General features: G+C 62.0%; 11 protein-coding genes. 6 read left to right on the top strand and 5 right to left on the bottom strand.

Translation table 11 applies throughout. The features are described from left to right. The first annotated feature begins 67 nt into the window (after window positions 1-67). Window positions 68-298 carry a hypothetical protein gene (locus D578_RS0105815; protein WP_231364087.1) on the top strand — a complete coding sequence of 77 codons (231 nt, stop codon included), beginning with the start codon at window positions 68-70 and terminating at the stop codon, window positions 296-298. A gap of 2,183 nt (window positions 299-2,481) precedes the next feature. Here the strand turns inward: D578_RS0105815 and D578_RS15875 are convergent. Beyond that, entirely contained in the window at window positions 2,482-2,754 is a 273-nt protein-coding gene (locus D578_RS15875) for a hypothetical protein (RefSeq protein WP_155996763.1), read from the bottom strand. Window positions 2,755-3,181: 427 nt separating this feature from the next. Here D578_RS15875 and D578_RS0105805 point away from each other — a divergent pair, with 427 nt between their 5' ends. After that, on the top strand, window positions 3,182-3,610 hold the full coding sequence (locus D578_RS0105805; protein ID WP_018949023.1) for a carbon storage regulator: 429 nt from the start codon (window positions 3,182-3,184) through the stop codon (window positions 3,608-3,610). Between the two features lie 276 nt (window positions 3,611-3,886). Here D578_RS0105805 and D578_RS0105800 read toward each other — a convergent pair whose 3' ends face one another. Then, a complete protein-coding gene (locus D578_RS0105800) occupies window positions 3,887-4,900 on the bottom strand; it encodes a tyrosine-type recombinase/integrase (protein ID WP_018949022.1) in 1,014 nt (337 codons plus the stop codon). Between the two features lie 244 nt (window positions 4,901-5,144). Between D578_RS0105800 and D578_RS0105795 the strand changes: the two genes are divergently transcribed. The 4 genes from D578_RS0105795 (at window position 5,145) to D578_RS0105780 (ending at window position 8,968) form a co-directional block, all read left to right on the top strand. Beyond that, window positions 5,145-5,438 (top strand): hypothetical protein, encoded by a 294-nt coding sequence (locus D578_RS0105795; RefSeq protein WP_018949021.1) that lies wholly within the window; start codon window positions 5,145-5,147, stop codon window positions 5,436-5,438. Window positions 5,439-5,520: 82 nt separating this feature from the next. Further along, window positions 5,521-7,461, top strand: coding sequence for a hypothetical protein (locus D578_RS0105790; protein WP_231364085.1), 1,941 nt, complete (start codon window positions 5,521-5,523; stop codon window positions 7,459-7,461). Continuing rightward, on the top strand, window positions 7,458-8,393 hold the full coding sequence (locus D578_RS0105785) for a helix-turn-helix domain-containing protein (protein ID WP_018949019.1): 936 nt from the start codon (window positions 7,458-7,460) through the stop codon (window positions 8,391-8,393). The genes D578_RS0105790 and D578_RS0105785 overlap by 4 nt, the downstream gene beginning before the upstream one ends. Continuing rightward, a complete protein-coding gene (locus D578_RS0105780) occupies window positions 8,390-8,968 on the top strand; it encodes a DNA-binding transcriptional regulator (protein ID WP_231364084.1) in 579 nt (192 codons plus the stop codon). Before D578_RS0105785 ends, D578_RS0105780 begins: the two co-directional genes overlap by 4 nt. A gap of 61 nt (window positions 8,969-9,029) precedes the next feature. Here D578_RS0105780 and D578_RS0105775 read toward each other — a convergent pair whose 3' ends face one another. Genes D578_RS0105775 through D578_RS16135 form a run of 3 tightly spaced genes read right to left on the bottom strand, consistent with a single transcriptional unit; the run spans window position 9,030 to window position 12,452 of the window. Then, window positions 9,030-9,644, bottom strand: a complete 615-nt coding sequence (locus tag D578_RS0105775; RefSeq protein WP_018949017.1) for a hypothetical protein — start codon at window positions 9,642-9,644, stop codon at window positions 9,030-9,032. Further along, entirely contained in the window at window positions 9,641-11,566 is a 1,926-nt protein-coding gene (locus D578_RS0105770) for a helicase-related protein (protein ID WP_018949016.1), read from the bottom strand. Before D578_RS0105770 ends, D578_RS0105775 begins: the two co-directional genes overlap by 4 nt. After that, the gene (locus tag D578_RS16135; protein WP_231364082.1) at window positions 11,529-12,452 is read right to left on the bottom strand and encodes a hypothetical protein; all 924 of its coding nucleotides are present in this window, start codon (window positions 12,450-12,452) and stop codon (window positions 11,529-11,531) included. Before D578_RS16135 ends, D578_RS0105770 begins: the two co-directional genes overlap by 38 nt. Between the last annotated feature and the right edge of the window lie 13 nt (window positions 12,453-12,465).

The following is a 12,465-nucleotide window of genomic DNA, read 5'->3' as shown; positions in this document are numbered from 1 at the left end:
GAACGGAAACCGGGCGGCCCTTGCGGCCGCCATCGTCTTCGCCACCACGGCCTGCACGGGAGGCGCAATGGAAACCAGAACCGGCGACATCCACGGATACGAGCGCGATCGCCACGGGGAGCCGGTGGCGGCGTTCGTCTTCTCGGGCTGGGACGACCGGGGCTGCGCTCAGTACCGCCTCGAACCGCTGACCGACGACATGGCGGTAGTGACGGCCATGTTCGTCTGGGATGGCGAGCAGTTCACGACCGACCAGAGCCGGTGCGTACCGGGGCAGGTGGGGCGAGAGAGGAAGTAAAAACTGATCCGGTCTGAGCAGACAATCCTTGCCAACGCACATGCGGTAGGTTTGCCGCTGGGTCAACGATCCGCCACCTGCATTTCGGGCATTCCATTTCGTCGATCCAGAATTGGGACTCGATCCTTAATGCTGAATGACAATGGTTGCAGTAAAGCCAGTTGATTCGGGCATCGGCCTTTCCTCGTCTTGATCGGGCATCGGCCTTTCCTTGTCTTAACTTGCTCGCCGGTTCCTCGTCCTGCTTTTCGCGGGCGCGCACCAAAGCCTCTCCAGGATGGAAAATCCACCTAGAGCGCGGTCCCGTCTGGCCGCTCATAATCCTTTTCCTCAACCCCTCCTTGCTAATGTCTTGAGGGACTGCTGAAAGGTCGATTTCAACCGTGCTGACGCGCGATTTCTTAACCTTCTTGACCTTCTCGTGTGAGCAGAAATGGGAAACCGCGAATTCGATAAATATAGGCTCAAAGTTACAAACAGCGTAAATGTCGGGCTGAAGGTCTCCGACTCTCGTTTCACTTCTCACTTCGTAGAGGGGGAACACCCCTTCTCGATGGATAGGGATTTCTACTTTCTTCGCGGTTCCACGCCCATCCTTTTTGTTAATATAGATTTTGAGCCCTGGAAGCCAAATTGCAGATTCTTCTTCAATTATCGCTTTCGCTAATAAATGCACTTTGGTTTCTGGTGTGTATCCGCATGGTTCGTACCCTGAAGCGTGGGCGAAGTGGGAAACTCGAATAGCCCCCTTTTTTGCTACAAGGGGAGCCCCGCACCCTTCGCAATGGCAGTCGCAACCCTGGCCTCGCGCGGCATCATCAATGTGTTTCCTCGCTCCGGTTGAGCTGTCAATCCCCCAGGTTAGGTAATCGTCTCTGTAACCCATTAAGTCGCTCCACGGTCAAGATTGGTTTTATGGGTCAAGCGCCCTACCAGCTAAACTTAGCGGCTGCGATAAATCGCAGCCGAACATGGAGAAAACATGGTTGAAAGCGTATCGAGGAAACAGGTGCAGAAGGGTTCTAGAACCCCTTTGTCTACTCCTGAAGCAGCCCGAATCCTTGCCTCCGAGGTTTCTCGCTGGACCGACCCCTGTGATCGCCCCGTGGTCCTTCTCAAGACGCTTTGCGAGTTGGCCCAGGGCTCTAGCCCCGATCGAGATAGAGCCTTGTTCACGACGAAGGAAATAGCCGAAGCGATTGATCCGGAAACGGGATTCTGGGGGCGCACATCGAGTGGTGGTAAGCCGATTCCCGACGAGAGCGGGGATAGGAGCCGAGCCATTCGGAACTCGTGGAAGCGGCTTTGCGAGCAGAGGTCTGAGGCGATAAAGGGCGTGTTCCGGAGGGCGGGGTTGGGCGAAACCCTGGAGTTGACGAACGATTCCGGGTTGGGTGGAGCGGGACGCCACGCGAGTTATGGGTTTCGGCTTGTGTGGGCGGGCGCCCCCCAAGCAATTTATGCGCCCCCTATTGGCGGCGTAGAGTATCGCCTTGAGAAAGGCGCCCGCCCACCAGGATTGCTCGTCTCGACCCTGACTGGAGGGGGGCTTTACGGATGGAGGCTGGCCGGGCTGGGCATCATAGCGGCCTTCATCGGCCTCTACTCGATCGCGGCGATCTTGGTGTTCATGGTGTTTGCATTCGATGGCGGCGATTCCGCGCAAAGTATGGCGGGTTCTTTAATGGCCTTGGCAGCCGCGCTTTGGATGGTTTTTCCGATTTACAAGATCGGCAGGGATAGGTTGATTCGTGCGCCTTGGTGGCTTCAACCACTTCGTTTTGATGCGGGTGATGGGTATTTGCTTGAGCTTCGGCCCGGTTCAAGTGGGGGGCGAAATTCGCTCCATTTGGCGCTATACAGGGGAACATGCCCTGTCTGCGGGGGCTCTCTCCTAGTGAGCGGGGGGCGAAAAGAGTTTTCCGGCCGGTTCGTCGGACGCTGTAATTACGCCCCGAACGAACATGTCTATTCTTTCGATCATGTCACCTTGACCGGGGCTCCCCTTAGACCCCAGGCGCAGCGCAAGTAAGGCACTGAATCAAGAAACGATCAATTAAATTGCAACCGAAAAATCAGTGACTTCCATCGCGGGCAATTTGTATGGCCGCGATCCGATCAAGAAACCAGCGCAGATTGCGCGAGGTGCCAACCCAGCGGTCACGCGGAGGTAGTCACGGCCCTCACATGAGGGCCGTGACTTTCCCAGCGATCTCCGGTTCGATGGAGGTCTTCCCGTCTCGCTTCCAGCCACCACCCAGCACTCTGCGAGGCGGTGAATTACAACGGGCATCCGCGATACGGATGAGGGCACGCTTCTCATCTTTCAGCCACCGCCCTTTCGAGCGGTGATTTTCACCTGATGACGGGCGCGCGGAGGTCGAGGCCGTGATCGACGCTTTCAGCCACCGCCCTTTCGAGCGGTGATTTTCACGGCCAATCAGGAAAACAGGCATCAGCGATTACCTCCCGCTTTCAGCCACCGCCCTTTCGAGCGGTGATTTTCACCCACCCCATTTCGATCCGCTAGGGATCGGAGAATCCGAGGTGTTTTTCGAGCGGTTCCTGCACGGCGTCCAGTTTACACCAGCCAGGGGCGTGTTGTTCGCCCGAAAGGCGCATCCGGCAGCCAACGAGCGCTCCCCGGTGTTTTTAGCGCCACTGGAGCGCTCGCAGGCTCTCGGCGGCACAATTCCCACGGCACCCCACCCCCGATCAACAGCCCCCTTGTGGCAATTTTGCCACGAGAAAGGGTGAAAATTCCCCCAAAAATCCGTGATTTATACCATAGTTAGGGGTTGCGCCCGCGTTTTTCGCCCGGTAGCGTATGGGGTGAGTCCCGGATCGGGGCTCGCCAATACACAATCACACGGAAATGTGAACATGAACGACGCAAGCAAGGCCGATGACGGCCGTTCCACCCTAGCGCTGACCCGCCGCCCCGGCGAGGCGATCTGCATTGGCCCGGATGTTCGGGTGACCTACTCAGTCGGCTCCTCCGGCCCTCGCATCATGGTCGAGGCCCCGCGCGATATGCCGGTGCGGCGGGAGTCGCTGCTGCCTGATCCCGCGACTCTGGAGAGGGAGGCTGAAGAAGCCGCCGAGCAGGGCGATCCCGAGTATATCGGGCCGATCAGCACACTCGTTCTCGGCGTGGGCGGGGGAGAGCGGGTCCACCTCGGGCGCCCCGGCCTCGATGTGGAGCTGGCAATCTCTCCCCGCTCGGCCGATGCCGCCCGATTCGCCATCACGGCCCCGCGCGAGCTGACGATCCTCCGGGATGAGCTGGCCGAAGACCTGGCCGCCGCGTAGCTCCGGCGCTCGGCAGCCGCTCCAATGAAGAAGGCCCCATCCTTTCGGGTGGGGCCTTTCTCGTTGAGAGCGCAACCACCTATCCCTCCCTATATGACAACCTATCCCTCCCCATATCGGCCGGGGTAGGTGCTATCCCACCCTTGCGTAACCGCTATCCCACCCCGAGCCCATCGAGTCGTAAATGTGTCTCTTGCGAGGGGTGGGGTGCAGGTTTTGTCGGGTAAAAGCAGGGTCAATCGTCCCAAAATCTGCATTTGAGGGCAGAAGAAGGGGCTATTTTCCCTCGATTCGGCGGCCCTCCTCCGCTGCTGGGTCGAAATCTCTGGCTTCGCTGGGCTCCACGTCCACCAGATGCGTGTAGAGCTGCGTGGTGTTCAGGCTCGCGTGGCCGAGGTTGTCCTGCACGCGGCGCATGGACATCCCCGAGGCGAGCATCAAGGTCGCGGCGGTGTGCCGCAAGAGGTGGGGGCCGGTCTGAGGCTTCGCGATTCCTACCTCAGAAACCGCCCGCTGAACGATGTGGTGGAGGTTGCACTGGCGCATGGCCGCGCCCGTTCTCACCCGGAACAGGCGCTCCTCGGGGTCGGGTTTCTCGCCCAGGCTGTCCAGGTAGTCCATCAGGTGCGCGCGGTTCCGGTCGAGAGGGCGGACCAGCCGCTCCTTGTCGCCCTTGCCGATTACCCGCAGTACGCCGTTGTTCAGCAGGTCTTTGGCGTCCTGCACCCGCAGGGCTTGGACTTCGCTGGATCGTAGCCCCGAGTCGAGGATCAGCCCCACAAGGGCCAGATCGCGCAGCCGGTTGGTGTGGTTGCGCGCAAACAGCGTGTCCATGACCAGATCGACCTCGTTGGGGTACAGGAAGGCCGGGAGGCGTTTTGCAGTCCGCCCGCCTCGTCGTGTCTTTTTCAGCTCGGCCCGGTACTTCTTGACCGGATTGCCCTCGCGGATGCCCTCGAACTCCAGAAAGTCGAAAAAGGCGTCCACGGCGGAAATGCAGAGGTTCCGGGTCGAGGTGCTGACGTTTTGCGCCTGCTCGTTCACGAAAGCCCGGATGGTCGGCTGTGTCGCCTCGGAGACGTGAATCAGGTGCATGGAGGCCGCAAACTCGATGAATTGACGCGCGCAGCGGGAATAGGCCCGAATCGTGGCCTCCGAGTACGGAGTGGCGAAGTCACCGCCCTTCAGCCAGTCCGAAAAGGCGCCCAGGAGGCGGGTCTGGGCGTCTTCGGAGCCGATGGCCCCGATCCTGGCATCCGTTTCGGGCTCGTTATAAGTGTTAATGGTCATTATCACTTAATCCTTTCTCGCAGAGAGGTGGGCGATGGAGCTGGGTCGGGCGTTTTCGGCGCCGCAGAGGCTCACCATTATCACTTACTCCGGCTGAGGAGGGGCGAGGTTTTCGCCGCAACCCCCGCCGCGCGCCCTGTCACCTCGATTTTTTGTTCTTTATGGCCTTTCGGCGCGTGCGCCATGCTGCCTGTCATATAGAATACAGGTTGCAGGTGCAATGTACACACGAAAGGAGAAAATGATGCAGACAGAAGATAAGCGCCGCATTTCGGCCGAACTCATCGGGGATGACGCCGTTCGCGCTGAAGTGATGGCGACCATGCTTCGGATCGGCTCCGGGGCCGATAAGTCCATGACCAAGCTGGAGCGGGACACCGCGTTCGTTCAGCTCGCCATGTCGGCTCTGGAGCGCGTGATCGACGAAACCCGCGCTGCGACGGGGTGCGGTTACCCCAGCGCCTCTCAGGTAGAGCAATTCCTTGATCGGTCCTCGAAGCAGAAAGAAATCGCGTCGGGCGAGACGTATTCGATCTGAGCGCCCATTTGTCGCGCTGTTGGCCGCGAGGTCCGGAACGGGCCTCGTGAGCCCCTTATTGACGGTTTGATCGGGAGGTCGCGTGCATAGAAGCGTACTTCGGCCCGCCATGGTGGTTTTCGCCTTCTGGTGGGCAATCCTTTGGTTCTGGGGCGGGATGCCGGTCGCGCTCCCGAATGTGGGCAGGGTTCTGGACGTGGCGATGGTGGCCGGGGCGACCGGGCTGCTGGTGTTCGGGCTGGCCTACGGGCTTCGCAGCGCGAACGCCGCGATCCTCAAGGGTGGTGCGGCCAAGATGGCGCGCTCGACGATCGGGCCAGTGCCAGGCTACCAGCCGCCGAAGCGGTGCAAGGTGGACTCCTTCAGCAAGGAGCGCTGGCCCATGACTCACGCCTGGCTCCAGAGCGGGGCCAAGGATTTCGAGGCCCACCGCCGATTGTTCCGGGCGGTCCTGGAAACGATGGCGGCGCGTCCAGACCTCCCGGCGGCCCCGGAACCAGGCGGTCATGGTGGCTGCACCCTGATCGAGCATTGCCTGAATGTCGTGGAAACCGGCTTCCGGGAAGTCGAACAATGGCGACTGAGCCGAAAGAATCACCCCAACGATGGGTGGCGCCTGGATGCCGACGCATACCCGCTGATGCCGCTGGTCCTTCTGGCGCACGATCTAGGCAAGATCGTCGCTTTTCGCACCGAAAACGGCGACGATACCAAGGTGATTGGTCGCAAGGCATATCACGACCGAGAGAGCGCGCGGCTGGTAGCGCTCATGGAGGAGTCGTGGGAGCTGTCTGAGGACGAGCACAACGATCTCATCATGGCGCTCAGCTTTGAGCACCACCCGCAGGACATCCCGCAACACGCCACGGATCGAGCGCGCTTGCTGATGGAGTTCCTGATCCACGCGGATCGAGTGGCATCGGAGAACGAGGGGCGGCGGGCCAAGGGCTTGCCCGAGCGCTTCCCTGTTGCGGAGGCCCCGGCCCCGGCCGAGGGTCAGGCTGAGGCCGCCCGCGCGCCCTCCCAGCAGGAAGCTGGAAGCGACAGCTCTCTCTATGAGAGCGAGCAAGGCGGCGAAGCACACCCAGGCGACAATCCGCGTCGCGCCGATCCAGCGCCCGGCGCTTCGGTGGCCGCCGCGACCCCCTCGGGCGATACCGAAGCGCAGGCGCAGGCCGCTCGCGAGCAGGCGGCCGAAGCCGGACAGTTGTGGGATTGGCTCCGCGAGATCATTGCTCGGCCGGGAACGATCAACGGCCGACAGAAGCAGTACCGGATCGGCTTTTGGGACGGGAAGCGCCTGTATCTCAACGAGGCGGACACGCGGAAGCTGCTTGCGAGCGAGTACCACGGTGATGCGCAACGAGCGTTCGAGCAGGCCGGGGACGGCCGCTTTCCGATTACGACCCCCCTCCTGGAAGCGCTGGACGCCAAGGGGGTTCTGGTGCGCCGCCACGAAGGGCGGGAGTGGAACGCGAAAAACGCGCTGTTCAAGGTGAAATCGACCGACCCGGATACCGGGAAGGTGCTCAACCAGGGCTGGAACAGTGCGATTGTTCTGGAGTTCACGCCGGACACGCTCCCGGTGGTGCTTGGCACCATGTCGCCTGCGCCGAAGCCGCCCCGGATCACGGGTGCGGTGTTCCCGCAGCACGCTCTACGCAAGCGCCCGGCCGAAGCGGAAGAAGCCGAGGAGAGGCCGCAGGCTGATCCCGAGGGTCCAGAACCTCCGGCCGAGGAACCCCCTCGCGGGGCGGGTGAGGCCGAGGAAAAAGCCGAGCCCCAGGAGGCTGAGACGGACCAGGATGCCGACGACCCCTTTGCGGCATACATGTCGCAGGCTCTCCCGCCTCGCAAGAAGAAACGCAAGGCTCCGCCCAAAGAGCAGGAGGCATCGGAGGGGGCTTCCGTCACAGAGCAAGAGAATGACGGGAACCCCAGCGATCCAGCCTCGGCCAGAGAGTCAGGCGCGGGTTTTAGCGAGGACGACTTGTACGCGCAGTACGAGGAGGGCTCGCGATGATGGAGGTGATGGAGTTGCCGTATCGCGAGGAGGATGCGGCGTTGGACCAAGCGGCTTGCGAGTGGCTTGAAGGCCGCATGGATGCCAATGAGTTTGCTTGCCTTGTGCAGCCGCGTGTCGAGCGGATTGCATTCAACGTCGCGGGCCGCTTTGGCCTGTTCGGGAGCGAGGAGGATTTGGCTCAGGAATGTCTCGCCCTTCTGTTTGAGAAGCGGGGTTGGAATCCGGAGGCAGGGGCTTCGTTGTCTTCCTACCTGTTTGGCTGCGCTCAGAACATCGCGAATGCGCGAACCAAGCGGTTCGACCATCGCGAGGTCTATAGCGTAGGCGAGGTCTTCGATGCCGTGGAGGCATCGGCCCAGGCTGGTCAATCCGCGACTGCCGAAAGCAGACCCTTCGAGGTGATCGAGGGTGTTGAAATGGCGCGGCGTTCGGCCCGCATCGACGCCTCGGCGCTGCGCTCAGCCTTGAAGGAGCTGGAGCCCCGGAAGCGGAGCCGGAAGGACACTCGGCACCTGCGCGGGAACGAGACGCTGCAATCCATTCGGGATCGGGCGGGGCTCACCCGAGAGGAAATGGCCCAGGGCCTCGGGATTGAAACGTGGAGGTACCAATCCTACGAAACCGGCAAGGCAAAGCCCCCCGAGCGATTCCAGGATCGCGCGCGGGACTACGCTGAGAGCGCTCGGCCGCCACAGCATTTCGATTGGCTGCATACCGCTTCCTCGAAGGACATCGTAGGGTCGTGGATGGAAATGCTGGGGGTATCCCTGTGCGACCCACTCCTACAAGAAGTCACAGGCAAGACGTTCAAAACGCTACAGAGGTGGTACAATGCAGATCAGAAGCCGAAGGTGAGCGGCCTGGCTCAGTGCCACGCGGCCGTTCTCGCTTATTTGGCTCAGCCAACAAGCGGAGGAACGTCAAAATGAAAGAGAAGGGAGCCGCAGGTAGCGTTTTCCCGAAGAACACCAAGGGTAGCGTCAAGGTGGAGCGAGCTTCGGGAATGAATGCCGTGGGCCGCCTGGGTGGCGCCCTGGTCCCGTCAGAGAGCGCGACCCGCCGCGAGAAGAAGCGACGCATCCGTTCTCCGGAACAGCGGGAGCTTCTGGCGATCCGCGACAAGATGGGGCTGTCTCAGGCGTCGTTCGCGGCGGCGATCGGGATTTCCCGCGACAAGCTCGTGAATATCGAGAATGGCCGCATCCTGAACATCGAAGACGAGATCATGCAGCCCGCACGGGAGCTGATCGAAGACCCCGAGCGTCTGAACGCCGTAGAGCGCCTGAAGACGGCGAACATGAACGATTTGGTCAACGAGTGGTGGACGAAGCTCGGGTTGCCTCTGGATGATCCCGAGAGCGACAAGGAAGGCGCCGACCTCATCGGGGTACACGCCAATAGCGTTTACAGATGGCGAAAGGGGATGGCGCGGCCGGACCCGGAAACCCTCATGCGGTTTGATCGGCTAACCGAGCGATTGTCCAAGCAGCTCAAGGTGAGCTGAACGACGAAGCCCCGGACATCCGGGGCTTCTTTTTGGGGTCGGTCTTCGGCTTCGCCGCCGCTCAGAACGGGTCCGTATCCTCGAAGTCGTCGCCGTCGAATAGGCCCGCCCACTCCCCGTATCCGGACTTGGCAGCTCCAACGAGCTTGACGGAATCATCGCCGTAGCGACCGTAACGCTCGATGTAGTCGGTCGTGAGGCTCTGGTCGTTCCATTCAATCCCATCCGCCTCGTTGGCGCGTGCAAGCAGAAGCGCCGCCGCCAGGATGTAGGCATCCGCCCGCTCCAGAGGGGAGCGATTCTCTGCTGCGCTGGCCTCCTCGGCTTCCAGGGCGATCTCGCGCGCCATCGTCGCCACGGTTCGTCTCGGGTAGGGACTCGGCAGCGGCTTCCCGCCTGCCTGCTCACGGCAATACCCGTCGAACTCTGCGAGGGTGGGGGGGCGATTCAGGGTGGCGGTGCAGCGGCGGGTGGCCGCCTGGATGGCCTCGGGCGAGAAGTCCGCGAGGACATCGGACCACTGCTTGATCCAGTGCGCCCGACTGGCGGGCATCCAACCCCACTCCTTCTCGAACGCGCGATATGCGGAGGCGATCGCAAAGCGCACGCCAGCGACCTTCCGGGCGTGCTTCGCCTCGAAATCGTCGTCCAGTATCTTCTTCAGGTTCGTGCTCATGCCACGTTTTCCTGAGCGATCACCCCGTCGAAGTCTTCGGGAGTCAGCTTCAGTCCATAAAAGGGGGCCTGTGTTGCCCCATGCTGTTTCTCGGCTTCCTCGCTGAACAGGTCACCAAAACCCCGCTGGGCCATGTCCAGCTCGGCCAGCTCGAACCCATCCTGCGTTCTCAGCAGAAGGCTCAGGCGCTCCAGCGTTGTCACCTGGCCGTCCGTCAGCGCGTCCGAGTTACGAGTGTCCACGCCCGGCAGCATGAAGAAGAACCCCTTGCCGCCCTGACGCACGAGCCGTCCGCGCATCTGGTGGAGTGTACTCGTTCCATACCGCCCGGCATCAACCACAATCAAAGTGGAGAGGTCCGGTATTGTGACCCCTACCTCAATAATCGAGGAGGCGACCAGCAGCGGCGTGTCCTTGTCTCGTACACCCTGGAGGATAGCCGTCTTTTCTTCCTGCGTCATTTGCCCGTGCAGGCACGCCACCTGACCGGGGAAACGCTCGGCCCATGCCTCGGCGGCATGGATGACGCTGCGCTTGCGCTCCGTGTCCTGGTTCCGGATTGGGTAGATCACCGCGCACCGACGGCCCTCTGCCATCTCCTTCTCGATGTGATCGACAAGCCGCGCCCGATCCTGCTCCCCCAGGATGTAGGATCGGATGTCCTTCTCGGTATGCGGCTTGAGCCGGTAGATGTCCATGTCGCCGTGCTTGATCTGCCCCATGGTCATAGGGATGCACGTCGCGGTGGCCTCGATAACGTTGGTGTCCTCGTGCATGACCTGTTGCTTCTGCGTGAGCCCGAGCTTTTGCTGCTCATCGAGGATCAGCACATCCGCCCGCCAACCCGAGCGCTTGGCGTAGGCGGAAATGGCGGTCGTTCCGATCAGGAGCCCCGTGTCTCGATCACCCTTGAGGCCGCCCTTCGATACCAGGGTGGCGTTCACGCGGGGGAACACCTCCTGGCACTCGCGAAAGACCTGTTCGGCCAACACCCCATTCGGGATCATCACCGCTACGCGCGCCCCGGCCGTATGGGCCAGAACGGCCAGCGCAAGGTACGGGAGCGTCTTTCCGGAGCCTACGTCGCCGGAGATCAGGGCTCGGGTGGGCTGATCCCGCCGGAGGGCGTCCACAAGGCCGTGGATCGCCTTGAGCTGGGATTCGGATAGGGAGAACCCCGTGCGCTCCTCCAGTACCCTCACGGCGCGATCGCGCAGCCAGTCCTCGATGGCTACGCAAGCGCCGGGGCGGCCCGACACCGGAGGAGGGCGCCGCTTCAGGATGGAGAGAGCGGAGAGCTGACGGGCTCGCTGGATCGCCAGGTGCCCGTCGCGCTCGCAGTCCGGGGCGTGCAGGGCCAGCAGCAGTTGATTCAGGGGTGCGGGACCAGGGGAGGCCGCGCCAAGTCTCTCGTGAAGAAGCTCGGAAGCCCGCTCCAGGTGGCGCTCATCCTCCAGTGCTTCGGCTACGCGCTTGGCGACGGTGGCGGAGGCCGCTCGCTTCAGGGCGCCCCGGCGGTACCGGGCGGCAATCCGGCCGTACATCGCCGGGGATACTCGCTCGGCGCCATCGAGGACGAACTGACGGCCGAACTGGTTGATCGTGCCTTTGAGCAGGATGCGGGCGCCGGGCTTCACGTCCTTCCAGTCGGTCGTGTGTTCCGGGCGTTTCCCGAAGTAGGTAACCCGCAGCTCCAGCGTGCTCGTTGCCACGTCAAACTGCCACATCGGGCGCCGAGTGCCGCGCTTGGCCTTCGGGGCTGTCAGGACGCGGGCAAGGCCGCAGAAGCGGTCGCCCACACCGAAGGGGTAGTCGTCCTCGCGATAGTCCACAAAATCCTTCGGCAGATGGAGGAGCCATTCCGCCGGTTCGATCGCGGGTGCGTTATCGCCAGGGGTCTTCTCGTTCGAGGCGGTAGCCATAGTGTCCGACCAGGTAGAGGTTAGAGCCAGCGTTTTCGAGCATGAGGCGGCTTTCGAGCAGCGCTTCCACGGCGGCCTTGAAATCCATTTCCTTCCTGTCTGGAAACTCGGTTTTCGCGGCGCGCATAAGGAGGCTCAACGGGATGCCCGGCTGAAGCCACACGCGAAGCGCCATGAACTCACCGAGAGGGCCGCCGTTGAATAGGCATTGCCCCATGAGGTCGCGCGGGGGATGGGCAATGAAAAACCCGGACAGCGGGCGGTTCAGGTAAATCCAGTGCCGATAGAGGTACGACTGGAGGCGAAGCCGGATATTGTTTGGCTCGGCCCCGAGTGCCCTCGCGCACTCATCGAAAGGCAGGGGCTCCTCGGGGTCGCAGGAAAAGACCCACGCGAGGAATTCTCGCCCCCTGGGCCGCTGGTCAATGATCTCCTTCATTCGGAGCTGAAGAAGCCGCACGAGGTCGCGCTGAACCGGGTCGTCCCAATCCTCCGGGCGGATGTGGAAGGTCAGTCTCGATCCGCTTTCCCGTCGCCCCTTCTGCGCGCGTCTCGGAGCGTCGGGAATAGCTTGGAGCGAGGCGTCAATAGATGCCGGAAGTACGCCTTGTGGGAACCGATCAGGCTCTTGATCGCCCAGACCGTCCATTGCCAGAGAACGACGATGATCCCCCTCCCGCTCGGCGTGAAAACCTGACTCACCAAGTAGCTCAGCAAGGGCCTCGTCGGAGGGAAAATCAGAAGCGCCACCACTCCAATCCCACCCCACCAAAGTATCGTCGGAAGGAAGGTCGCTCCCAGCGTCTCGTTCAGATTCTCCAGCATCGTTCGCGTCCCAGTAAAAGCCGTTCAGTTCGTGCGTTGGGTCCATAGTGGCTGCGTCCATGGTTGCGCTCTCC

The sequence above is a fragment of the Thioalkalivibrio sp. ALMg11 genome (assembly GCF_000377905.1).
GTDB lineage: Bacteria > Pseudomonadota > Gammaproteobacteria > Ectothiorhodospirales > Ectothiorhodospiraceae > Thioalkalivibrio.
This window is presented reverse-complemented; position numbering and strand designations above follow the sequence as displayed.